A 24,361-nucleotide genomic window follows, 5' to 3' on the forward strand; every position below is an offset into this window, starting at 1 on the left:
AAGTGAAACGCCGTAGCGCCGATGGTAGTGTGGGGTCTCCCCATGCGAGAGTAGGGAACTGCCAGGCATCAAATTAAGCACGAGGCCATCCGCAAGGATGGCCTTTTTGCTATGCGTTAAAACAGCGTTAAAGCATGCGATTAAAAGCGAGCATTAAAACACCGCGTTAAAAACAGCTGTCACACTTGCCATCACCCTTTCCTCAGATCGTCTGCTATTCCTGCTCAACACGAGCCTGCCATCACGCTATAACGCCGCATAAATGCCGTTTGTTATCACAAAACGGGCAGTAAACCTCCGCAAACCCTGATTTCATTAGCCTGCTTGTTAATGAATTGGTTAAATTTCCATGATTGATATGGGTTGGATTGGCCTTTTTTGTTAAATCCAATCGCCACAAGACAATGGAGAACAGAATGGCGGAGATTACTCAGAGTGTTCCTGAGCAGGAGGCTCAAAGGGATAAGAAGAAGCGCGTATTCGCGATTGTGGGGGCGTCATCCGGTAATCTGGTGGAATGGTTTGATTTCTATATCTATTCATTCTGCTCAATTTACTTTGCTGCGGCTTTCTTTCCTGCCGGTAACAGCACGACGCAATTACTGCAAACTGCCGGTGTTTTTGCGGCCGGATTTTTCATGCGTCCTATAGGGGGCTGGCTATTCGGCCGGATCGCAGATAAACATGGCCGTAAAACATCGATGCTGATCTCAGTCTGCATGATGTGCGGGGGATCCTTGATGATCGCCTGCCTTCCTACCTACGCCACACTGGGTGCCTGGGCACCTGCATTATTGCTGCTGGCAAGGCTGTTTCAGGGGTTGTCGGTCGGCGGCGAGTACGGCACCAGTGCGACCTATATGAGTGAGGTGGCAGTGAAAGGGCGGCGTGGCTTTTATGCCTCTTTCCAGTACGTCACGTTGATAGGTGGGCAACTGCTCGCATTACTGGTGCTGCTGGTTTTACAACAGATCTTCAGCAATGCAGAATTAAAAGCCTGGGGCTGGCGTATCCCGTTTGCCCTGGGGGCCGCATTGGCTGTGGTAGCCCTTTTCCTGCGGCGTTCGCTGAATGAAACGTCCGATCAGACTACCCGGCAACATAAAGATGCCGGGACGCTCAAAGGGTTATGGAAGCACCGGAAAGCGTTCTTTATGGTATTGGGCTTTACTGCCGGCGGTTCGCTCAGCTTTTACACCTTCACCACCTATATGCAGAAGTATCTGGTGAATACCGCAGGTGTCGAAGCGAAAACGGCAAGCACGATCATGACGATGGCACTGCTGGTCTACATGCTGTTGCAACCGCTGATTGGTGCGCTGTCTGATAAGATTGGCCGGCGCAATTCCATGCTGATTTACAGCGGGCTGGCAACGCTGCTGACCGTACCGATTCTTTACACGCTGAAGGATGTCACCAATCCCTGGCTGGCGTTTGGGCTGATTGTCGGGGCGCTGACCATTGTCTCTTTCTACACCTCTATCAGTGGGTTACTGAAAGCGGAAATGTTCCCGCCGGAAGTCCGGGCGATGGGGGTGGGGCTCTCTTATGCGGTGGCGAATGCCATGTTTGGCGGGTCGGCGGAGTATGTGGCACTGTCGCTGAAATCCTGGGGCGTCGAGAATGCCTTTTTCTGGTATGTCTCCGGGATGGCGTTGCTGGCGTTTCTGGTATCCATCAGCCTGCATCGTAAAGGGAAAGAGATTCAGCTCTAGTTTGCTGCGTCATAAAGCGTATAGCCGGCCAGCGCGCCGGCAACATCCCATCCGAGATCTTTCCAGCTCCAGCCGCTGCCTGCCGGGCGGCTGTCATATCCCTCTTTCGCCACACCGAGGCTTAATGAAAACAGCAGCCCGACATTGCGGCGTTCGGTTTGCCCGGCATGGTGGTGTTCAGCATAGGCACTGCCGGCGGCGGCAAGCGCGGCCGAACCGATAAAGTGTTCAACCTTATCCTGCCCGGTCCATTTGTCCTGCGCATAGTGGCTGCACCCGCCACAACTCAGCAGGGCGGAAAGCACAAGGCCACGGCCTAACAGACTCCCCATATATCCCCTATAAAAAACCCCGGCCTGCGCGCGGGGTGTTTGATTTACAGGATACGGCTAATCAGCCGGTCAATCCGGATGCGCCGCAAACGGCGGATCAGCTTACGTACCTTCACCGGATATTGCTGAATGCTCTCAAGCTCCAGGTAATGATTAACCACCTGGGTATGCTGGCGAATGGCTTCCAGCTCGGCGCGGCGTTGTTCATGGAGCTGCTGATGCGGATCGTGGATTAGGATCGCATTCTCCAGATCGAGCCGCCAGGCGCGCGGGTTGAGGTTATTACCGGTGATCAGCTGCCACTCTTCATCTACCCAGATCCCTTTCAGGTGATAGCTGTTATCGCCATCTTTCCATAACCGCACGATCAGCTGGCCACTGTCGATGAAGCGTTGCAGGCGGCTGAGGAAACGGCGCAGGTTAATCTCATACAGATAGGGCAGGGCACCGATGATTTTAAACGGCTGATCCTGAGGGATATAAAAATCGTTGGCGGTTTTGTCCCCGACGATAATCTCCACCTGTTTACCCTGGCGCAGCAGCGCTACCAGGTTACGCACCAGCAGGGCGGGCAGGTTGAAGTAAGGGGTGCAGAGCGTCAGGCGATCATCGGCACAGGCCATCAGGTGGAAAATGGTTTTATTCAGGACGCTCTGCTTGCCCAGCCCGACCAGGGGCGTTACTGCCAGCTGATCGTTACCGGCACTGCCGTGGAAACTGTACCCGGCGCCGCGCAGTGTCTGGCGGAACATCCGCGTTTCATTTTTAATTTCCGGGCTTTTTGGGCGATCGCTGCGATCGAGGCGTGACACTGCCTCCGCCGTTAACAGGTGTTTATTGATATATGCGATCATCGCATCCGCCATCGGCGCATTGCGGATCAGCTGATAACGGTCGTAACGGTATTTATCATGCTGATGCAGATAGACATCGTTCAGGCTGGCACCGCTGTAAATAACCTGATCGTCAACAATGAACCCTTTCAGGTGCAGCACGCCCAGCGCTTCCCGGGTGTTAACCGGCACGCCATACACCGGAACGGCAGCATCAGGGTGTTGTTGTGCCATATCGCAATACCAGTCGGCATTGGTATGGCCGGCGGCGGCCCCGATACGCCCACGCTGCGCGCGGTGCCAGTCAACCAGCACGGCGATCTCCAGCTCCGGCCGGGCTTGCTTGGCGTGATACAGCGCCTCAAGCACGCTGCGCCCACCGTCATCATTCTCCAGATAGAGTGCCACCAGATAAATGCGGCGCTCTGCCTGAGCAATGGCGTCCAGCAACGCCACACGGAAGTCCGCAGGCGCATAAAGCGTGCGGAGGGCATCTACCGTTTGGGGGAGTTTGGGCAAGTGTGCAAGGTGTTGTTGATGTTTATTGCGTTTAAATTTAGACAACATCACAGTGCGCTTCTTCTCTCTTTAAGCATGGCGGGAGCGCCACGGGCGAAAATAATAATCTGTTGAACCGGCCGATAATAACATTAGTCACCCACAGGTGCGCAGGTTTTGCCGGTAATCGTCTGGATCATAATGATTCTGAAGGTAACGGTGACAGCGGTAATGTCAGATTGACGATGCCGTCCTCCAGCACTGTCTCCACCTGGAAACCGCGTTTTCTGGCCAGTGCGATCATGCCGCGGTTATTCGGCATGGTAATCCCGGTCAGCCGTTTTAAACCGTGGCCGGCAGTATACGCAATCATCTTGGCCAGTAACCGGCCGCCCAGCCCAAGGCCCTTCAGGTCAGAGCGCACCAGCACCGAAAACTCCGCATCAATATTGTCGGGATCAGAGACGGCGCGGGTCACGCCAATAATGGCCTGGCCATCGCCCTCAGGCCGCACCGCCACAAATGCCATCTCCCGATCGTAGTCGATTTGGGTCATATTCGCCAAATCTTCATGGGTAAACTCATTGATCTCGCTAAAGTAGCGATAGTAGAGATCTTCCTTAGTAACCTGGCTGATAAAATGCTTCAGCAAAGGCTCATCTTCCGGCAGGATGGGGCGGAACAGGCATTGGCTGCCGTCTTTCAGCGTCACCGGTTCTTCCAGCGCATGCGGGTAAGGGCGGATCGCCAGGCGTGCCTGCGGGTCGCCGCTGAACGGGGCCAGTTGCATGGAGACATCAAGCAAACTGAAGTCGCTGCCGGAGGCCAGCAGCGGGTGGATGTCCAGCCGCGAAATCTGCGGGCAGTCGAGGATCAGGTTAGAAACCTGCACCAGCAACCGGCTGAGCGCCGGGATGTCGAGCGGGCGCAGGGCGCTGCGGCCGCGGATTTTGCCGCCTTTCACCGCCTGCATCACCAGATAGCGCGCCAGCGTCATGTTCAGCGGCGGCAGCGCCACGGCCGCCTGTTCCTCCGGTCGCCACGCCACGCCGCCTTCACCCAGCATAATCAGCGGGCCGAACACCGGGTCTTGCTCCACCACAATCCGCAACTCCTGTGCACCGGCACGGTTAGCCATGCTCTGTACCAGCAGCCCCTGGATGCGTGCCTGGGGAAATGCCCGCCGCACCCGGTCGAGGATCGCATCTGCCGCCTGTTGAACTTCAGCAGCTGTCCGCAGGTAGAGCATCACCCCCTGCACCTCAGACTTATGCGGAATATCCGGCGAGCGCAGTTTTAACGCCACCGGGTAGCCAATCTGCTCGGCAATGTGTACCGCCTCGGCGCTGTCACCGGCGATCCAGGTCGGCAGGGTATGCAACCCATACGCCTGCAGAATGGCACGCACCTCATGGGTATCGAGCTGGAGGGTGCCTTCTGCCAGCGCCTGATCGATAAGCTGGTGGGCGTGGGCGCTGTCGGTCGCCAGCGCCACCGGCAGGGCCGGCGTCTCCCGCAACTGTTTCTGGTTACGCCGGTACTCCACCATATGCATAAAGGCCGTCACTGCGCCCTCCGGCGTGCGGTAGGTCGGGATCCCGGCATTGGTAAACAGCCGCCGCGCCTCCTGCGAGGAGTGCTCGCCGCACCAGTTGGTCAGCAGCGTGATGCGCTTACCGCGCGGGTGGCGCTTTACGGTATCGATCAGGGTCGCGGCGGTGGTGGTGGCGTGGGCAGCGGCGCTCGGCGCATGGATCAGCAGCAGCGCATCGTAATCCTGGCTGTCGAGCAGCACGGTCAGCGCGGCCTGATAGCGTGCCGGGGTCGCGTCATCGCGCAGATCCAGCGGGTTACCGGGGGAGATAATATCCGGCAGTGCGGCCGCCAGCGCCTGCAACGTATCGGCGTCGAACGTGGCCAGCTTGCCGTGGCGGTGCAGTAGCTCATCCAGCGCCATCGCCGCCGGGGCGGCACCGTTGCTGACAATCAGCAGCCGTTCGCCGCGCAGCGGGTGCATATGGCTCAGGGTCTCGACGGCAGAAAACAGCTCATGGGTATCCTGCACCCGCAGCAACCCGGCACGCTGGATGGCGGCATCATAGGCCGCATCCAGCCCCTGGTGGCCCTGCAATAACTGTTGCGCCTGCGGGCTGCGGCCGCTTTTGATAACCAGAATCGGTTTATTGCGCGAGGCGCTGCGTGAGGCGGAAAGAAAACGGCGCGCATCACTGACATGCTCGAGATAGAGCAGAATGGCGCTGGTTTTGGCGTCACGCGCCAGGAAATCGAGCAGGTCATCCACATCGATATCGAGGCTGTCGCCGAGTGAAATAAAGTAAGAGAAGCCCATCGCCCGCTGTTGCGCCCAGTCGAGAATGGTATTGGCCACCGCAGCGGACTGTGAAATAAACGCCAGCTTGCCTTTTTTGATCGGCACCGGCGAAAAGCTGGCATTCAATTGTTGCCACGGGGCCAGCAGCCCCAGGCTGTTAGGGCCGAGCAGCCGCATCGAAAAACGCTGGGCGCAGGCTTTCAACTCGGCAAATTGCGCCGGGTGGGAAGAGAGCACAATGGCCGTCTTACAGCCTTTTTGCCCCAGCGCCTCCAGCAGCGCCGGGTTACGGTCAGCGCGGGTACAGATCACCGCCAGGTCGGGCGTTACCGGCAGGCTGGCGACATCGGCGTAGGCCAGCACCCCGCACACCGCCCGGCCGGTGGGCGTCACCGGCAGCACCGGCCCGTTGAAGCCGCCCTCCAGCAGGTTACGCATCATCAGGTTCCCGGCGCGCCCCGGTTTATTGGACGCCCCGATCACAGCGATCGATTTAGGCCGTAACAGCGCCTCTAATCCGCGTTGGCTCATCTGCACACTCTTCTGACATAGGCTGAGTGGATGATTTTACGCGCAATAGCGGGATTATGCTGTGACCTCAACCGGGCGATGCGGTTTTCCGGCCAGATAACGTTCGCGGAAGGTGTGGAAATGGGTGGCAAGGCCGGTGGCGGCCGCTGCGTCACCTGCCTGTTCCAACAGGACGGCGGCCACTTCGGCAGTACAGTGCTGTTCCGGCCGCTGGGCTTCACGCAGCAGATAGCGCGAGGTTGAGGCCACATTCAGCGAGAACATCGGCAGCGCGTTGAGGTAGGGGCTTTTGCGGAACATCTTTTTGGCTTCGGTCCAGGTGCCGTCGAGCATGATGAACAGCGGCGGTTTGCCGCCCGGCGGCAACTGGGTGAACACCTGGCGCCCCGGTTCGGCGTAGGCATCCGGGAACACCACATAGGGCTGGCGCGCCGGGTCAGCCACCGCCGCCAGCAGCGCCGGGTCAGTTTCCGTGCGTGACCAGACAAACGCCTGGGTATCCGGCAGGATATCAGCGATAAGCCGCCCGGTATTGCTCGGCTTCAGCGCCTCGGTATCGAACATCACCAGACAGAAACGGCTGCGCGCCGGTTGCGGCACAATGGTGTCGCACAGGCAGTTCACCTGCGGTAATAAGCAGCGCTGGCAGCGGATAACCCGGCAGCCGCGGGCGCGGTAGGGGCGGGTCGATCGCGCCAGGCGCTCGCGGCGCAGGCGTAAAACAGCATTGTCTGGCATGGGGGTTCCGGGGCATTCAGCGGGGATAAGGCGCGCTATTCTAAACAACCGGTGCCGCCGGTGCCACCGTTAAACCGGCGGCACCGGGGCGATGCATCAGGCCCTATCGCCATTCATGCATTACACTGAAGAATAAAAGGCGGCTTATTTCGCCATAATGGTTTCGTCGAGCCAGCCGTTAAAAGGGGCTTTCGGCATGGCGCCGCTCAACATGTCCACCATTTCGCCCTTATGGAACACCATAATGGTCGGGATGCTGCGAATGCGGTAGCGGGCGCTGAGTGCCTGTTCCTGCTCGGTGTTAATCTTCACAAACCGCATTTTACCGGCGCGCTCTTGCGCCACCTCTTCAAACACCGGGGCAAAGTTCAGGCATGGCCCGCACCACGGCGCCCAGAAGTCGATGACTACCGGCAGATCGTCTTGCAGCAATTTGTCCAGCGTGGCGGCGGTGGCATGGGTGACTTCGCCGTCAAACAGCGGATGACCGCAACGGCCGCATTTTGCGCCGTCATCAATGCGGTCTTCAGGCAGGCGGTTAGTGGCCTGGCAGGATGCACATACGGTATTCATAACATAGCCTCAGTCAGAGAAAGGGGTGACAGCCTGTCGCGTCAGGCGGTGGAAACCTCCGGGTGACGCGCAAAATGTTGCTGTAATGTTAGCAGTATGGAGAGTTTCAGGGGCATGGACAAAACGATTTGTTCAATGAATGCAATAGATTTTAGCTTTTAGCGATTGCGTGTGGTTTACCCGGCGCATATCAGGTAATCTGCGCGCCCAGCGCGTTTGGTAGGTGGAGAAGAGAATGAGCGATTCATTAAGTGGTAAAGGCGGCAAAGTCAAAGTGATGTACGTCCGCAGTGAAGATGACGGCGATAACCGTAACAAAGATCGTCGTCCGGCCGGTAAAGGGCGCGATAACGGCCGCCCGGAGAACGGACGCCGTGACGATCGCCGCAGCAGCGATGCCCGTGGCGGCAACGGCCCACGCGGCGGTGACGCGCGCGGCCCTCGCGGTGGGGATTCACGCGGCCCGCGCGGCAGTGATGCCCGTGGCAGCGACACCCGCAATGACACCCGCCGTAATGACCCGAATCGCCCGCGCCGCCCGGCCCGTGACGATCGTGACGACGGCCCGTACACCTCCCCGTGGAAAACCGTGTCACGCGCCCCGTCGGAAGAGGCCGCACCGGACCACGGCGGCATCACCGGCAAAAGCTTTATTGACCCGGAACAGCTGCGCCGCCAGCGCGCCGAAGAGACGCGCGTCTACGGCGAAAACGCCTGTCAGGCGCTGTTTGCCAGCCGCCCGGACGCCATTGTGCGCGCCTGGTTCGTGCAGTCCGTGACCCCGCGCTTCCGCGAAGCGCTGCGCTGGATGGCGGCCAACCGCAAAGCCTACCACGTGGTGGAAGAGGATGAGCTGGCGAAAGCGTCCGGCACCGAGCATCACGGCGGCGTTTGCTTCCTGATCAAAAAGCGCCAGGGCCTGACGGCGGAAACCTACCTGGAGCAGGCACCGGCGACCGACTGCGTGCTGGCGCTGGAAGATGTCGGTAACCCGCACAACCTCGGCGGCATCATGCGCACCTGTGCCCACTTCGGCATTAACGGCCTGCTGGTGCAGGACCCGGCGCAGCTGGAATCCGGCGCGGCAGTCCGTACGGCGGAAGGCGGTGCGGAGCATGTGAAAGCGATCAACGCCGATGATTTCCTGAGCGTGCTGGACACCTTCCGCAAGGCGGGTTACACCATCGTTACCACCTCCAGCCACAAAGGCACGCCGCTGTCGAAAGCGACACTGCCGGCGAAAATGGTGCTGGTGCTCGGCCAGGAACGTGACGGCCTCTCCGACAGCGCCTGGCAGCAGGGCGACCTGAGCGTCTCCATCGGCGGTACCGGCCGCGTTGAGAGCCTCAACGTCTCGGTAGCGACCGGCATCCTGCTCGGTGAGTGGTGGCGTCAGAACCAGGGCTGATGAGCCCCAGGCCTGTTTCCCCCCCCAAAAAAAACGGACGCCTCTGCGTCCGTTTTTTTATGGCTGACTATCAGTGCGCACCGCCCCCGCCCCCAGGGCCGGAGCCGAATGGCGGACGGGCAAACCACACCAGCGCCAGCAGCAGGATGAAAATCCCTGCCGAGAGCCAGAAGATTTCGTTGGCTGAAATAATCAGCCCCTGATTGGTAATCTCCTGCGCCAGATAGGCGGAAGCCTGTTGCTGGCTCATGCCGAGCTGCTCCAGTTGTTGATACGTCTGCTGCGCCACCGGGTTGAACGGGTTCACTGACTCAGTGAGCTGCGCATGGTGCATCGCCTCGCGATCGGTCCACAGCGTGGTGGTGATCGACGTGCCGATAGACCCGGCCAGCGTACGCATAAAGTTCGACAGGCTGGAGGCCGCCGCCAGCCGCTCCGGCGGCAGGCCGGAGAGGGTGATGGTGGTCAGCGGCATGAAGAAGCAGGCCACGGCAAACCCCTGGATAAACTGCGGCCAGGCCGAGGCACCGAAATCCATGCCCGGCTCAAACGTCCAGGCGCGCCAATAGAAGCAGACCGCATACATAATGAAGCTGAAGGTCACCAGCCGCCGCATATCCAGCTTATGGGCAAAACGGCCGATAATCGGCGACAGGATCACCGGCAGAATCCCCACCGGCGCAGACGCCAGCCCCGCCCAGGTGGCGGTGTAGCCGTAGACCTCCTGCAACAACTGCGGCAGCAGCACAATCGCGCCGAAATAGAGCATATAAGCCAGGCTGATGCAGAGGCAGCCGATGGTGAAATTCCGCTGCTTAAACAGCGCCAGATCCACAATCGGGTGGTCATCCGTCAGCTCCCAGACAATCAGGAACGCCAGCGCCACCACCGCCACCACCGTCAGGATGATGATCTCCCGCGAGCTGAACCAGTCCAGCTCTTTGCCGCGGTCGAGCATCACCTGCAGGCAGCCGATCCCCACCACCAGCAGCACCAGCCCCACGGTATCAATCGGCTTAATCTCGGTGCGGGTCTCGCGGCCGCGCAGGGTCTGCAACGTCAGCAGCACCACCGCGACGCCGATCGGCACGTTGATGAAGAAGATCCAGCCCCAATGGTAGTTATCGCTGATGTAACCGCCCAGAATCGGGCCGCAGATGGGGGCCACGATCACCGTCATCGACCACAGCGACAGCGCCAGCCCGCGCTTGGCGGGCGGGTAGTTGCTGAGCAGCAGGCTCTGTGACAGCGGGATCAGCGGCCCGGCCACAATGCCCTGGATCACGCGGAAGAAGATCAGCATCTCCAGGCTGTTGGAGATGCCGCACAGCCACGAGGCCACAGCAAACATCACCGTGGACCAGAGGAACAGCTTCACCTCACCAAACCGCTTGGCCAGCCAGCCGGTGATCGGGATCGAAATGGCATTCGCCACGCCGAAACTGGTGATCACCCAGGTGCCCTGGGAGTTGGATGCCCCCAGGTTACCGGCGATGGTCGGGATCGCCACGTTGGCGATGGTGGAGTCCAGCACCTGCATAAAGGTCGCCAGCGCCAGCGCGACGGTCATCCAGGCGAGCGGTGCGCCTTCGAGGGGTTTTTTAGCCACGCTTACCTCCGCCGGGTTCAGCCGCCATTCGCATGAATGATGTCAGCAATCATCTGGTTGGCCGGGGCCAGATCCAGCGTCAGGGCGTTGGTCTGGTAGAGCGGCCCCTGACGCACGGTTTTCGCCAGCACCAGCCCGTCGGTATTGCGGGTATCCACTTTCACCAGCGTGGAGAGGCCGATGCGCAGCGGGTGAGCGGCGACCTGTTGGGCGTCCAGCTCAATCCGCACCGGCAGGCGCTGTACCACCTTAATCCAGTTACCGGTGGCGTTTTGCGCCGGTAACAGCGAGAAGGCGCTGCCGGTGCCCATGTCCAGCCCCACGACTTTGCCCTGATACACCACCTCGTCGCCGTAAATGTCACTGACCACCGTGGCAGGCTGGCCGATGCGCATTTTCGCCAGCTGAGTCTCTTTGAAGTTGGCATCCACCCAGAGGTTAGAGGAGGGCACCACCGCCATCAGCGGGCTGCCGGACGTGATCTGCGCGCCTACCTGCACACTGCGGCGCGATACATAACCGTCAATCGGGGCCACCACGCGGGTACGTTGCAGCGCCAGCCAGGCGTCACGCAACTGCGCGGCAGCCTGTTGGATGGCGGGTTGCTGGGCCAGCGGGGTATCGAGGATCATCGCCTGGTTGGCGTTGTATTGCTGTTGCGCGACATCCAGTGACGCCTTGGCGCTGTCGACCGCATCACGTGCGTGTTGCAGTTCCTCGCGGCCGATGGCCTTGGCGGCCCCCAGCACGATACGGCGCTGGTAATCGCTTTCTGCCTGATTCAGTTCCGTTTTGCGCAGCGCGATCGTGGCCTGATACTGCTTGCTGTTGATGATCAGCTGGTGGGTCTGGCGCACGCTGCTGGCCAGGCTGGTTTTGGCGCGTTCAAACGCCTGTTCGGCGTCAGTCGGGTCGAGGGTCAGCAGCACATCGCCCTTGCGCACAAAATCGGTGTTATCGACGTTAACCTGCGTCACGCTGCCGGACACCTGGGCCATAATCTGCACCTGGTTACCCGCCACGTAGGCGTCATCGGTTTCCTGGTAATGGCGCGACACCAGGAACCAATACACGGCATACGCCACCCCGACAACCAAAAAAATCACCGCAAGAATAATCAGCGCCCGCTTGCGGGAACGTTTCTTGGCGGTAGGTTGCTGCGGTTGTTGAATCTCCGCATCTGCACTCATGGTTTTCTCCACGTTTTATTGATTTATTATGATGTTACATGCCGGCTGTCACGGCCGGCACAGGTCCGATCCTTGCCCTGGTCACCCATAACGGGTAACGCAGACCGCCCCGGTGCCGGAGCAGCGGGGCGGTAAAAAATCATCGGTTTCCATGCGGGTGGGGCCTGCCTGGTGGCGCCTCATGCACCACACCGCCTGCATCACCCCACCGGCAGGGTGGCCGGAAGGCGGGTTACACGGTGGTCGCCTGTTCCGCCATCTCCATCTGGTCAAGGCGCGTCAGCAGTTTGCGCGTCAGGGCTTCCAGCTGTTGCTGTTCACTTTCTGTCAGGGTCGACCAAAGGAAGTGCAGGCTTTTATGCTGCGGCGGCAGCAGCTGGCGCAGGAAGGCTTCCCCGGCCGGGGTCATGTGCAGGTGCAGGCAACGGCGATCGTTATCGCTTTCACGGCGCTCAATCCAGCCGCGCTTTTCCAGCTCATCGGCGATGCGGGTCGCATTGGTGCGGGAGGAGCCAAGGGCGGAGCTGAGTTCAGAGGGCTGAATGCTGTGGTTCTCCTGGGCATCCAGGGTGATCAGCGCCATAAACAGGGTTTCATTAATCCCTTGCGCTTTCAGCATTTTGTTGCGGTTTTCCAACAGCTTGCTTTGCATGTGCATGCATAAACGCGTCAGCAGGATCTCCTGGTAAGGGAAATCTTTCTGCCGTTTGGCGCGAAAATTCAGCATCTGTTCAATTGGAGTAAACGAACTGTCCATTATGAGGAACCTCATTAGTTACAGGCGGTATAGTAACGATGGTGATTAACAAAGTAAACGCCACGCTATGCGAAATTGTTAACTATTTGTATCCCATTTGGCCACTGCCCGGCCCTTCAGGGGCGCCGTCATGCGGCCCTCCGGGGGGAAACCCACGGCAGGTATCAGGCACAGGAGAAGGCCTTCGCGCGGGTGGCCCGGCACGGCAGGAGACAAACAGAAATGAGGCCGGTACGGCTGCCCAGGCGGGGAATCGGGCCTGGAAGCGCAACGGCAGATAGCGGAGCAGCGCATTGGCGAGGCCAACCACCAACGTAAAAATAACGACCTCAGTGCTCATTGGTTACATCCTTGGTATCCACGGCAAGGGTTAAAGCAGAGACAGCGGGCAGACCGGCGAACCTGAGAAAAGGGCACCGGCAGAGAACCAATCAGGGCGGGCAAACTGTCGGTGAAACCAGGAAAGCGGGCTGGCGTGTCGGTAACGCCTTGGCTTTGCATCCGGGTAATGGCTGGCAGGAGCACCAGCCACTAAAAGTAATTTATTAGGCAAACATTACCAGACTGTTAATAGTCTTAATACCCTAAGCCCGAAATAAATTGCGATCTTTACTATTCGCTTGCTAACCAGGTCGCTTGTTCATCAGGTCACTTGTTCATCAAAGCACTGGCTCATCAAGCCACTGACTTATCAGGCGCGATGCTGATGGTTAAGCGCCCAGTGTATCAGATTCAGTAAGGAAATCGCCGCGCCCACGGCCACCACGCCGGTCCAGCCTGCATGTTGGTAAGCACTTGCTGACAGCAGAGAGCCTGCCGCACCGCCGATAAAGTAGCTGGTCATGTAACCTGCGGTCAGGCGGTTACGGGCTTCCGGCATGGTGCGGTAAATGACGCTCTGGTTGGTGATGTGCACGCCCTGAACGGCCATGTCGAGCACCAGGATCCCGGCAATCAGCCAGGCCACCGAATGCTGGCCGTAATAGATGGCGCCCCAGGAGAGCAGCAACAGGATGCTGCCGGCGGTGGTGGAGTGTTTGGCAAAGCCCTTATCAGCCAGATGCCCGGCCCGCCCGGCGGCCAGAGCCCCGGCGGCACCTGCCAGCCCGAACAGCCCGATGGTGCCTTCAGAGAAGTGGAAAGACGGCCCGGCAAGCAGGAAGGCCATTGACGTCCAGAGGATGCTGAAGTTGGCGAAAGAGAACATGCCGATCAGCGCGCGGGTACGCAGCAGCGGGTTACGCAAAAACAGGGTAAAGATAGAGCCGATCAGCTGGCCATAGTTGAGGTCGGTATGCGGTTTTGCGCGGGGCAGTACGCGCCACATCACTGCCGCCATGATGAACATCAGCACGCTCGCCACCCAGTAAATGGTGCGCCAGCCGCCGAACGAGGCCAGCGCACCGGCCACCGTACGCGCCAGCAGGATGCCGAGCAGCAGGCCGCTCATGATGGTACCGACCACTTTGCCGCGCCGGTGCGGTTCAGCCATCGAGGCTGCCAGCGGCACCAGAATCTGCGCCACCACCGAGAACAGCCCGGTCATGGCGGTGCCGACCAGCATCAGCGACAGCGTGCTGGTGGAGGCGGTGATCAGCATCCCGGCCCCGGCCAGCAGCATCATCAGCACGATCATGCTGCGCCGTTCAAATTTATCCCCCAGCGGCACCAGAAACAGCAGGCCGCAGGCGTAGCTGACCTGCGCGACGGTCACGATAAACCCGGCCTGATTTACGGAGAGCGAGAAGGCATTTGCGATGGTTTCCAGCAGTGGCTGGGCATAATAGTTACTGGCGACGGCCAGCCCGGTGGCAACCGACATCAGCAGGGTTAAGGCCGGTGTCAGGGTGGCTTTTTTATGTTCAGTCATTATAGGTAGGTTGCTAATTAATGGTGGGGGATAGTATTACTCAGGAGAGGGGATTTGTATTGCCATTCAGGGGGATGTTTTTATTGATGGTGGGGTTCGGTTTCGGTTTCGGTCGTGGGTGGGGTGGCATGTTTCGGTTGTTTATGTGCAGTTGTCTGCCTGGTTTCCTGAGCCTCAACCGAGCAGGGCCTGCCGGCGCGCCGGCCCTGCACCCGCGCACTTTCGGTGGATTGGCTGAATCATTGCCCGCTCTCGCGGGTGACCCTCGTTGCGCCTACGGGCTTTTCGGGCCGCCGCTAATGACAGTCCCTGTCATGGGCGTCTTTCGCGGACATCCCTGTCCGCTCACCCGGCCCTTCGTCTTCACTCGGCAATGATTTTTACGCCCCCACCACTTCTGCAAATTTGTGAGTATGTAAGGAAAGGGTAGGCGGGGCTTTTTTTGGCGTCCTGCCCGCTCACCCGGCTCTGTGGCTCTATTCGGCAATGATTTTACGCTTCTACCGCTGCTGAAAATCTGCATACGCCGGAATACTTCCCCCGAAATTTTGCCAACCTGACATTTTTGTCATGCTGGCGTCAGGTGTTTTGCATGGAGAGCGCGATATAACAAGCACACATTCAAACGGGAGTATTCACCATGAAACATTATTTCAACGCAGCCGCTCTGGCGCTTGCTCTTACCGCTTCTGCAACCGCAATGGCCGCAGAGCAGAATCTTTTGAGCGTACACGTACTGAACCAGCAAACCGGCAAACCGGCTTCCAATGTTGAAGTGACGCTGGAGCAGAAGCAGGAAGCTGGCTGGAAATTTTTAAACAAGGCCACGACCGACAAGGACGGGCGTATTAAACAATTCTGGCCTGCGCAGCCTGCTGCCACAGGGGATTACCGCGTCGTGTTCAAAACCGGGCACTATTTCCAAGAACAAAAACAAGAGAGTTTCTTCCCGGAAATCCCGGTGGAGTTCCATATCAGCAATACCAGCGAGCACTATCACGTACCGCTGCTGCTTAGCCAGTATGGCTATTCAACTTATCGCGGTAGCTGATCCCGGCAAAAGTGCCTGACATAGCAGAAACGCTGTGACACGCGTAGTCCGGCTGGCCTGCTTCATGTGACAGAAATTTTTATGTCTGCACCAATAACGACAAATCTCTCATCTACTCTTTCCTTACATAACCAAGGATTTGCAGTCAGGTGGGGGCGTAAAAATCATTGCCGAGTGGAGCCGCAGGGCCGGGCGAACGGGCATGGATGCCCGTGAGAGTCGCAGCCACGCCGGGAGCGTGTCTGCGGCGGCCCGATTAGCCCGTAGGCGAAATGAGGGTCACCCGCGGTAGCGGGCAATGATTCAGCCGGGGCACCGAACGCGCGCGGGTGCAGGGCGAGCGCGCCGGCAGGCCCTGCTCGGTTGAGGCAATGGGGTTCAGGTAGACAACTGTACATGAGCAACCGAAACAAGCCACAGCCTAAAAAAGCCGTACCGCGTACTCAATGCCCGCGGGTGCAGGGCCGGCGCGCCGGCAGGCCCCTGCTCGGTTGAGGCTCGACGGCTCAGGCGGACAACTGCACATAAACAACCGAAACATGCCACGTCACACCCGGTGGCGGCAGCGGAGCCGCAGGAAGACAACGGGCGTATGCCAACGCAACCCACCTCGATCTAAGAAAACCGGTCTCCGCGCGCCAACGCAACCCACCTCGAGCCAGGAAAAAGTGACTATTTGGCGGCCGCCGCCGCCTCCTCCACCCATTTATCAAACAACGCCTGATGCGCTGCAATCCATCCCTCTGCCTGCTGCTCAATGTCAGCCTCCGAGCTTTGCCCGGCGTGCATCGCGGAGTTCTGCGCGTTAATGTCCTTCAGCGGTACTTTCATGATGGCGAACAGCTTCGCAGCAGCTGGGTTCTTCTCCGCCCAGGCGCGGTTGGCCACAATGTGCATGGTGTTCACTTTGAAACCGTAATTCTTGCCGTTCGGCAGTTCCGTGGTGCCGTTCTTCTCACCCGGCAACACGGAGAAGGGGACCTGTAACCACAGCACGTCACGGCCCGGCACCAGTACGTCACTCACCCAGTACGGCGTCCAGGTGTAGTAAAAGATTGGCTTGCCTTCCTTGTAACGCGTGATGGTGTCGGCAATCATCGCCGCGTAGTTGCCCTGGTTGTTATCCACGGTGGCGTTCAGGCCGTACGCTTTCATCTGCGCATTCAGCGCCGCCTCACAGCCCCAGCCGGGCGTACAGCCGGTCAGGTCAGCTTTGCCGTTGCCGTTGGCGTCAAACAGTTTGGCGATCTTCGGGTCTTTCAACTGCTCAACGTTGGTGATGTGGTACTTCTCAGCTGTTTTGCGGTCAATCAGGTAGCCCTGCGCCGCACCGGTGATATACGCGCCTTCACGGTAAAACACCTTGTCGCCCCCGGCCGCGCGGTACATATCATCATGCAGCGGTGCCCAGTTCACGGCGGTAAACGTGGCGTCACCGGCCGCAATCGAGGTGTAAGCGACGTTGTAATCCACCTCGCGCGTCTCCTGCACGTCATACCCCAGCTTTTCCAACGCCTTATTGACCAGCAACGTCTGGAATGTCTCTTCACTGATGGTGCTCTGAATCGGCTGGACGGTCACGCCCTTGCCCGGCAGATCGGCGGCAAACGCCCCGGATGCCAGCACGCTGGTGCTCAGGGCCGCGGCCCACAGGCGGCAATGTTTCATGTGCTCTCCTTCATTATGTGGTTTTACCGGCGGGGGACGCCCGCCGGGGAGGGGAATGTTCAGGCAGTGCGGATAAACGGACGGGTCAGCAGCCCCACCGGGCCGGTGGTGTACCAGCGGCGGGTGCCCTTGCTGCGGCGGTCACGCCCCAGCGACTGGGTCAGGCGATCCAGGATGATCGCCAGGATCACGATCCCCAGCCCGCCTACCGAGGCCAGCCCCATGTCGAGGCGGCCGATGCCGCGCAGCACCATCTGGCCCAGCCCGCCGACGGCGATCATCGAGGCGATCACCACCATCGACAGCGCCAGCATCAGCGTCTGGTTAATCCCGGCCATAATGGTCGGCATCGCCAGCGGCAACTGCACCTTAAACAGCATCTGGCGCGGGTTGGCACCAAAGGATTCTGCGGCCTCCACCAGATCGGCCGGCACCTGGTTGATGCCGAGGATCGTCAGCCGCACCACCGGCGGCAGGGCGAAGATAATCGTCACCACCACGCCCGGCACATTACCGATGCCGAACAGCATCACAATCGGCACCAGGTAGACGAACGCCGGGGTCGTCTGCATCGCGTCCAGCATCGGGCGGATTACCTTCGAGGCGCGCGGGCTGCGGGCCAGGAAAATCCCGAGCGGCAGGCCGATCAGCACACAGAAGAACAACGACGTCAGCACCAGCGACAGCGTCACCATCGCCTGTGACCAGGCACCGATAGCGCCAATCAGCACCAACGACACCAGCGTCGCGATCCCCATGCCGAGGCTGGCGAACTGCCAGGCGATCAGCGCGAAAATCAGGATCGCCACCGGGGCGGGCAGCCCCTGCAACAGCAACTGGAAGTGGCTGAGGATAAAGTCCACCGGCACCCGGATGCCCTGGAACAGTGGGCGGAAATGCAGTACCAGCCAGTTAATCGCCACCGTGACCCAGTGGTCAAACGGCAGCCAGGCCTGGTGGAACGGGTCCATCAGCGAGAAGTGATCCGGCGCGGCGTGCGTACCGGCATTCAGCCAGTCGGTGCCGGAGGCGGCCGCCTGATGGGCGCCGTCAGCCGGGGCGGCAGCGGCATGGCCGCCGGAGGCGTTATCCGCTGACCACGGGTCGATGCTGGCATCCAGCGGCTGATCGGTGGCCTGCGGGGCGGCATCGGCCGTCGCCCACGGGTCACTGGTGTCCTGCGCGGCCTGGGCGAATTGGGGAATATCCTGATGGGGTGCGTTACGCATTGGCGTTGCCCTCCTTGTCGAGTGCCTGCAACAGCATGGCTTTGGAAATAATGCCGACGTACTGGTTATCGTCTGATACCACCGGCACCGCGCACGGGGCCGCTGCCACCGGGGCGATCAGCTCGCTGAGCGGCATCTCAGCCGGAACCGGGGCCGGGTCGGTGAGCAGGGCGCTCTCCAGCGGCAGGTTGGCTTTCAGCGCCTGCTTCAGGGAATCAGACGACACCACGCCGACAAACCGCTGGCCGCGCTCCAGCACATAGCCGTAATCCCGGTCTTCATCTTCCAGCAGTTTCAGCGCGGAGCGCGGGCCGAAGCCGGGCGTCTTACGGATAAGCGTCACGGCCCGGCGGCGGGCAATATCTTTGGCGCTGAACACGTTGCTGATGTCCACGCCACGGAAGAAGGTGCGCACATAATCGTTGGCCGGATTATTCAGAATTTCATCCGGCGTACCGACCTGCACCACCACGCCGCCCTGCATAATGGCAATGCGATCGCCAATACGCATCGCCTCGTCCAGATCGTGGGAAATAAACACAATGGTGCGCTGATGGCGGGCCTGTAATTTCACCAGCTCATCCTGCATCTCGGTACGGATTAATGGGTCGAGCGCGGAGAAGGCTTCATCCATCAATAAAATATCGGGATTATTGGCCATTGCCCGCGCCAGCCCGACACGCTGGCGCATCCCGCCGGAGAGTTCATCCGGGTAGGAGTGGGCATATTTTTCCAGCCCCACCTGGCGCAGGGCATCCAACGCTTTTTCATTACGTTCGGCCACCGGCACACCGGCTAATTCCATGCCGAAGGCGGTATTATTCAGCACCGTCAGGTGCGGCATCAACGCGAAAGATTGAAATACCATACTGATCTTATTCCGGCGCACGGTGCGCAAGGCGCTGTCCGATATTTTGGCAATATCTTCACCATCAATCAGCACTTCGCCGCGGGTCGGTTCTATCAGACGATTGAGAAGGCGCACCATGGTTGATTTGCCGGAGCCGGAGAGGCCCATAATGACAAAGATCTCGCCTTCTTCAATGGCCAGACTGGCATTTTTGACGCCCAGTGTCAGCCCGGTTTTCTCAAATATCTGCTCCTTGGTTTTGCCTTCTTCAATCATTTTGAACGCCCGTTCCGGGTGTTCGCCAAATACCTTATAAAGATTTTTCACTTCAAGTTTTATTGCCATGCGATATAAGTTTCCCTCGCTGGTGAAAATAGAGCATTGGCACTGAAAAAGTCCTGTAATTCATAAAAAGCAGACCAGCACCAGAATTTTAACGCCCTATACCCTAGCACAATAAGAATCTCAGACAACCCTGAATCCCGGCGCGCGAAATAGGGTGGCCGGCTGACAGAAGATTATTCTGTGGCGGAACGGGCTGCTATTTTTGGTGGTTTTGCGGCTGCGGGGGCGGCCATTTTTACCGGTCAACAGGCCGGAAGAGGCAGGAATAACAACGGCTGGGGCATGAAGGTTGACAAAATTATTTTTTCTGACGTGCGCGGCCTATTTCCCGGCGAATGACGCCTGCTTTTTCTGTGAAACAGGGCGCGGAAAACGGCGCAGACAGAATATATCACTGTTTGCGCCGCGCAGTTTATTCGGCCGCAGCAGGGGTTTTCCGGTACAAACGGCGTGGGTGGCCGATTTTGCCGTACTGCATTTCAATCTGCACAAAGCCGGTTTCCACACAGAACTCCAGGTAGCGGCGGGCCGTGGTTTTGCTGATGCCGCTTTGCGACACCACCTCATCCACAGACCAGGCCTCCTCAGGCCGGGCGGTGAACAGCCCTTTCACCAGCGCCAGCGTATTCGGCTCGATGCCTTTGGCCCCGGCATCGTCTGCCGGGCGGCGCGCCTGCAAATTATAGAGCGCATCGACGTTGCTCTGGTCGAGCACCTTAAAACTGCGCTGGGTGTGGATGAACTGCATAAACCGCTCCAGCGAATTGCGCAGCCGCTTATAAGAAATGGGCTTGATCAGGTAGTCAAACGCCCCGGCGCGGATCGCCTGGCTACAGGTGTGCATATCGCTGGCGGCGGTGATAAAAATCACCGTGCACTCACTGTTTTTCAACAGCGCATTCTCTACCAGCGTAATGCCCTGGCCGTCCGGCAGGAAGTTATCCAGCAGCAGCAGGCGCGGGCGGTGCGCAGCAATCAGCCGCCGCGCTTCGGTAAGCGTCGCCGCAATGCCCGCCACCCGCAGCGCAAAATGCTGCTCGATAAACTCGGCATGGAGCCGCGCCAGCGCCGGCTCATCTTCCACGATCACCACCTCCAGCGGCGCAAAACCGGCCGGGCTGAGGGCATCCATCAGGTTAGGTTCGTCCATCAACGGTTTCTCTTCAGGTTATCGCCACCGGTGGCGGATTAGGAATAAACAGGGAAAACAGGGTGCCGCACGGGCTGTTGTCGGCCACTTCAATCAGGCCGCCGGCTTGGGTCACGTAGCGCGACACCAGATAGAGGCCGATGCCGTGGTCGCCTGCCGGTTTGCTGGTCACGCCCGCCTCAAACAGCGATGCCCGCAGCGCCGGGTCGATGCCGCAGCCCTGATCGCCGACTTCAATCACCAGCTCGTCATGGCTGTCGGTCAGGTAGAGCGTCACCTCGCGGCCGGGCGGGGTGGCGGCCAGGCTGGCATCCACGGCGTTATCCAGCAGATTGCCGAGGATCGACATCAGTTCGCTTTCGCTGATCCGGGTCAACGGCTGATGCAACCGGCAGGCCGGGTCAAAGGTCAGCAGAAGGCCTTTTTCATGGGCGGCGGCAAATTTGCCCAGCAGCAGGCCGCACAGGGCAGGGGAGGGAAAGCGCGCCGACAGGAAATCCAGCAGCGCCTGCGACCCGGCGGACTGCGCCTCGATATAGCGCACCGCCTCGTCATAGCGTTTCATGTGCAGCATCCCGGCCAGCGTGGCGGTCCAGTTCAGTTGCTCATGGCGCATAATGCGCAGGCTGTCGGCGTAGCGCGTCACCTGGCTGAGCTGGCTGCTCAGGGTGTTGATGTCGTTTTTATCGCGGAAGCTGATCACCCAGCCCTGCGGCTCGCCGCCGTCCAGCATGGTGACCCGGTTGGCAATCACCTGCCGCTGGTTGAAACGGCAGATCGCATCGTGGCGGTTCTCTGCGTCGCTGGCGTGGAAGAAGTCCGGTACCGCGTGGAGAACCTCCCCGACCGGCCGACCGACCAGGGCGCTTTCCGGCAGCGGGATCGCCAGCATATCGCGCGCCGCCTGGTTAATGGCAATGATGCGCCGCGCCGGGTCCAGGGCAATCACCCCTTCATAGAGGGCGGCCAGCAGCGCTGTTTGCCGCCGTACCAACTGGCCGATCTGCTCGGGTTCCAGCCAGAACATCTGCCGTTTCAGTCGCCGTGAGAATGCCCAGGAGAAGAGGAACAGCGCCAGCAGCAGCAGCGCCACAAACCCGACAATCTGCGACACCTGCCGGGCGTTGAGCTGGGCAATATGCGATGCCAGGTAACCCACCGAGACAATGCCGATCACCGCGCCCTGGGCATCCCGCACCGGGGCCTTGCTGCGCAGCGACAGCCCAATGCCGCCCTGGCGCACGGTAATGATCGTCTGCCCCTGCAACACTTCGCGGTTATCGCCGCCGATCATCGGCGTCCCGACGCGATCCGGGTGTTCTGAATGGTAGAGGTGGATGGCATGGCGATCGCCAAACACCAGATAACTGGCGTCACTCTGCGCCCGCAGCCGGTCACCCATCTGCCGCAGCGCGGCGGCGTCGTGCCGCTGGATCGCGTCGATCAACGACGGGATCTGGGCAATTTCCCGCGCCTGCACCTGCGCCCGCGCGCCGAGGTCACGGTGCAGTTGTTGGTCCAGCGTATGGTAAAGGTAATACGCCACCAGTCCGAGCAGCAGGCAGGAGAATACCACCAGACTGAGGAACAGCCTGATCTGGAAGGAGAGTGTGGGCTTGTCAGCGGTCATGCAGGCCAGAATTTGCGGATTGAGACATTTAGTTAACCTACCATTAACAAGAGGCGGGTGTTATCCCCTTTTTGCGGTGGCACGCCAAACCCCCACAAACCCTGCAAGGATGCTGAAAAAAGTTGCATTAACACCATAGAAACCATTATCCCCATTAACCCACCCGGTTAAGTTTGAACAGCCTCACAACCGGCCGGGGCGCGCTTTCCCTATGCTTTCCCGACAATGACAAAAAGGGGAAACCGATGAGCACGAGCGATGATCCCTACCTGGCGCTGAAAGAGAAGAACGCCACCCAGATGACCCGCCGTGAAAAGTGGTGGCGTCTCATGGACACCTACCATATCGGCATCATCCCGTTGCCTCTGTTTTTCCTGGCAGGTGTCTTGATCCTGATCGACTGCCTGGCGGGCGACTTGCCGAGCGACATTGTGGTGATGGTGGCGACGCTGGCCTTTTTCGGCTTTGCCTGCGGGGAGTTCGGCAAACGGCTGCCGCTGGTGGGCAAACTGGGCGCGGCCGCAATCTGCGCGACCTTTATCCCGTCGGCGCTGGTGCATTACGGCCTGCTGCCGGACGTAGTGGTGAACGCCACCATCAGCTTCTATAAGTCCACTGACATCCTCTATCTCTACATCTGCTGCATTATTGTCGGCAGCATCATGAGCATGAACCGCGAGGTGTTGATCCGGGGCTTCCTGCGGATTTTTGTGCCGATGCTGTGTGGCGAGCTGGTGGGGATGCTGGTGGGGATGGCGGCCGGGTTCGCGTTGGGGCTGGACCCGTTCCAGACCTTCTTCTTCCTGATTCTGCCGATCATGGCCGGTGGGGTAGGGGAGGGGGCGATCCCGCTCTCCATTGGTTACGCCGCGATCCTGCATATGGATCAGGGCGTGGCGCTGGGGCGTATCCTGCCGATTGTGATGCTGGGCAGCCTGACGGCGATTGTGCTGGCCGGGGTACTGAACCAGTTGGGGAAACGCTTCCCGCACCTGACCGGTGAGGGCACCTTGCTGCCGAGCCGCCGCGGGCGCATGGCGGCGATGACCGAAGACGCCGGGCGGCCGGATGTCAACGCACTGGCCTGCGGCGCGCTGCTGGCGGTGCTGCTCTATATGGTCGGGATGCTCGGCCACCATCTGATTGGCCTGCCGGCCCCGGTCGGGATGCTGTTTGCGGCGGTGGCTGTCAAGCTGGCGAACGGCGTGTCGCCGCGCATCCAGCAAGGGTCACAGATGGTGTATAAGTTCTTCCGCAGCGCCGTCACTTACCCGATCCTGTTTGCGGTGGGCGTGGCGATCACCCCGTGGCAGGAGCTGGTGAATGCCTTCACGATCCCGAACCTGCTGGTGATTGTCAGCACCGTCAGCGCGCTGGTGGGCACCGGTTTCCTGGTCGGTAAGAAGATCGGGATGCACCCGATTGACGTGGCGATTGTCTCCTGTTGCCAGAGCGGGCAGGGCGGCACCGGCGACGTGGCGATCCTCACCGCCGGTAACCGCATGACGCTGATGCCGTTTGCACAGATTGCCACCCGGATCGGCGGGGCGATTAATGTGTCGGTGGGGTTAATGGTATTGGGGCATTTTTTGACCTAAGTGGGGGGGCTGGCCGCCGGGGGCTTTTTCTTTAGATCGAGGTGTGTTGCGTTATGCTGAGGTGTGTTGCGTTGTGCCGAGGTTTGTTGCGTTGGCATACGCCCGCTGCCTTTCTGCGGCCCCGCTGCCGCCACCGCGCAAGGGGCGCGTAGGCGCCCGCCCCTTGCATCCCCGCGCCTGGGTGCCCCGGCTGAATCATTGCCCGCTACCGCGGGTGACCCTCACTCCGCCTCCGGGCTAATCGGACCGCCGCTAATGACAGTCCCTGTCATGGGCGGCTCTCGCACACATCCCTGTGTGCTCGCCCGGCCCTGCGTCTCCATTCGGCAATGATTTTTACGCCCCCGCCAGACTGCAAATTCTTGGGTAGGTAAGGAAAGGGTAGGGGGAGGGCTTTTAACTGACAGCGGACGAAGCCACGTTCTGCGGCTCCATTCGGCAATGATTTTTACGC

The 24,361-nt window shown here is 59.8% G+C and carries 19 protein-coding genes; 5 read left to right on the forward strand and 14 right to left on the reverse strand.

What is annotated here, in order from left to right:
• The first annotated feature begins 416 nt into the window (after positions 1 to 416).
• Entirely contained in the window at positions 417 to 1,715 is a 1,299-nt protein-coding gene (locus JK232_RS22605) for an MFS family transporter (protein WP_072926831.1), read from the forward strand.
• On the opposite strand, the gene JK232_RS22610 is transcribed toward JK232_RS22605, so the two are convergent.
• The 5 genes from JK232_RS22610 to trxC all read right to left on the reverse strand — a co-directional run bounded on the left by JK232_RS22610 (position 1,712) and on the right by trxC (position 7,552).
• Positions 1,712 to 2,047 carry a YfiM family lipoprotein gene (locus tag JK232_RS22610; RefSeq protein ID WP_072926829.1) on the reverse strand — a complete coding sequence of 112 codons (336 nt, stop codon included), beginning with the start codon at positions 2,045 to 2,047 and terminating at the stop codon, positions 1,712 to 1,714. The genes JK232_RS22605 and JK232_RS22610 overlap by 4 nt on opposite strands.
• 44 nt (positions 2,048 to 2,091) lie before the next feature.
• Positions 2,092 to 3,447, reverse strand: a complete 1,356-nt coding sequence (gene pssA, locus JK232_RS22615; protein ID WP_072926828.1) for a CDP-diacylglycerol--serine O-phosphatidyltransferase — start codon at positions 3,445 to 3,447, stop codon at positions 2,092 to 2,094.
• 127 nt (positions 3,448 to 3,574) lie between these two features.
• Complete coding sequence (locus tag JK232_RS22620; RefSeq protein WP_212589716.1) at positions 3,575 to 6,241, reverse strand: bifunctional acetate--CoA ligase family protein/GNAT family N-acetyltransferase; 2,667 nt, start codon at positions 6,239 to 6,241, stop codon at positions 3,575 to 3,577.
• A 54-nt stretch (positions 6,242 to 6,295) separates the two neighbouring features.
• Positions 6,296 to 6,979: a tRNA-uridine aminocarboxypropyltransferase gene (locus JK232_RS22625; RefSeq protein ID WP_072926824.1), complete on the reverse strand. Its 684-nt coding sequence runs from the start codon at positions 6,977 to 6,979 to the stop codon at positions 6,296 to 6,298.
• Between the two features lie 144 nt (positions 6,980 to 7,123).
• Complete coding sequence (gene trxC, locus JK232_RS22630) at positions 7,124 to 7,552, reverse strand: thioredoxin TrxC (RefSeq protein WP_072926822.1); 429 nt, start codon at positions 7,550 to 7,552, stop codon at positions 7,124 to 7,126.
• Between the two features lie 235 nt (positions 7,553 to 7,787).
• On the opposite strand from trxC, the gene JK232_RS22635 reads away from it, so the two are divergent.
• Positions 7,788 to 8,960, forward strand: a complete 1,173-nt coding sequence (locus JK232_RS22635) for a tRNA/rRNA methyltransferase (RefSeq protein WP_072926820.1) — start codon at positions 7,788 to 7,790, stop codon at positions 8,958 to 8,960.
• A 70-nt stretch (positions 8,961 to 9,030) separates the two neighbouring features.
• Here JK232_RS22635 and emrB read toward each other — a convergent pair whose 3' ends face one another.
• The 4 genes from emrB to JK232_RS22655 form a co-directional block, all read right to left on the reverse strand.
• Entirely contained in the window at positions 9,031 to 10,569 is a 1,539-nt protein-coding gene (emrB, locus tag JK232_RS22640; RefSeq protein WP_072926818.1) for a multidrug efflux MFS transporter permease subunit EmrB, read from the reverse strand.
• Positions 10,570 to 10,586: 17 nt separating this feature from the next.
• Positions 10,587 to 11,759 (reverse strand): multidrug efflux MFS transporter periplasmic adaptor subunit EmrA, encoded by a 1,173-nt coding sequence (emrA, locus tag JK232_RS22645; RefSeq protein WP_072926816.1) that lies wholly within the window; start codon positions 11,757 to 11,759, stop codon positions 10,587 to 10,589.
• 232 nt (positions 11,760 to 11,991) lie between these two features.
• Positions 11,992 to 12,516 (reverse strand): transcriptional repressor MprA, encoded by a 525-nt coding sequence (mprA, locus tag JK232_RS22650; RefSeq protein WP_072926814.1) that lies wholly within the window; start codon positions 12,514 to 12,516, stop codon positions 11,992 to 11,994.
• A gap of 691 nt (positions 12,517 to 13,207) precedes the next feature.
• Positions 13,208 to 14,386, reverse strand: a complete 1,179-nt coding sequence (locus JK232_RS22655; protein WP_072926812.1) for an MFS transporter — start codon at positions 14,384 to 14,386, stop codon at positions 13,208 to 13,210.
• A 640-nt stretch (positions 14,387 to 15,026) separates the two neighbouring features.
• Between JK232_RS22655 and hiuH the strand changes: the two genes are divergently transcribed.
• Positions 15,027 to 15,437, forward strand: coding sequence for a hydroxyisourate hydrolase (hiuH, locus tag JK232_RS22660; protein WP_101836145.1), 411 nt, complete (start codon positions 15,027 to 15,029; stop codon positions 15,435 to 15,437).
• Positions 15,438 to 16,109: 672 nt separating this feature from the next.
• Here the strand turns inward: hiuH and proX are convergent.
• From proX to proV, 3 genes are read right to left on the reverse strand one after another with little or no spacing between them, the layout of a single operon-like run.
• A complete protein-coding gene (gene proX, locus JK232_RS22665; protein WP_101836143.1) occupies positions 16,110 to 17,105 on the reverse strand; it encodes a glycine betaine/L-proline ABC transporter substrate-binding protein ProX in 996 nt (331 codons plus the stop codon).
• 59 nt (positions 17,106 to 17,164) lie between these two features.
• Positions 17,165 to 18,334, reverse strand: a complete 1,170-nt coding sequence (proW, locus tag JK232_RS22670) for a glycine betaine/L-proline ABC transporter permease ProW (RefSeq protein ID WP_101829422.1) — start codon at positions 18,332 to 18,334, stop codon at positions 17,165 to 17,167.
• Positions 18,327 to 19,529, reverse strand: coding sequence for a glycine betaine/L-proline ABC transporter ATP-binding protein ProV (gene proV / locus JK232_RS22675; protein ID WP_072926805.1), 1,203 nt, complete (start codon positions 19,527 to 19,529; stop codon positions 18,327 to 18,329). The genes proW and proV overlap by 8 nt, the downstream gene beginning before the upstream one ends.
• Before the next feature lie 180 nt (positions 19,530 to 19,709).
• On the opposite strand from proV, the gene JK232_RS22680 reads away from it, so the two are divergent.
• Positions 19,710 to 19,868, forward strand: a complete 159-nt coding sequence (locus tag JK232_RS22680) for a hypothetical protein (protein WP_212589717.1) — start codon at positions 19,710 to 19,712, stop codon at positions 19,866 to 19,868.
• A gap of 73 nt (positions 19,869 to 19,941) precedes the next feature.
• On the opposite strand, the gene JK232_RS22685 is transcribed toward JK232_RS22680, so the two are convergent.
• Together JK232_RS22685 and JK232_RS22690 are read right to left on the reverse strand one after the other, a co-directional pair.
• Complete coding sequence (locus JK232_RS22685) at positions 19,942 to 20,679, reverse strand: response regulator (RefSeq protein ID WP_241506189.1); 738 nt, start codon at positions 20,677 to 20,679, stop codon at positions 19,942 to 19,944.
• 13 nt (positions 20,680 to 20,692) lie between these two features.
• Entirely contained in the window at positions 20,693 to 22,309 is a 1,617-nt protein-coding gene (locus tag JK232_RS22690) for an ATP-binding protein (RefSeq protein WP_101836141.1), read from the reverse strand.
• Positions 22,310 to 22,554: 245 nt separating this feature from the next.
• Here JK232_RS22690 and JK232_RS22695 point away from each other — a divergent pair, with 245 nt between their 5' ends.
• Positions 22,555 to 23,907 carry a 2-hydroxycarboxylate transporter family protein gene (locus JK232_RS22695; protein ID WP_212589718.1) on the forward strand — a complete coding sequence of 451 codons (1,353 nt, stop codon included), beginning with the start codon at positions 22,555 to 22,557 and terminating at the stop codon, positions 23,905 to 23,907.
• Positions 23,908 to 24,361 lie beyond the last annotated feature (454 nt).

Source organism: Nissabacter archeti, assembly GCF_018257325.1.
Lineage (GTDB): Bacteria > Pseudomonadota > Gammaproteobacteria > Enterobacterales > Enterobacteriaceae > Chimaeribacter > Chimaeribacter arupi.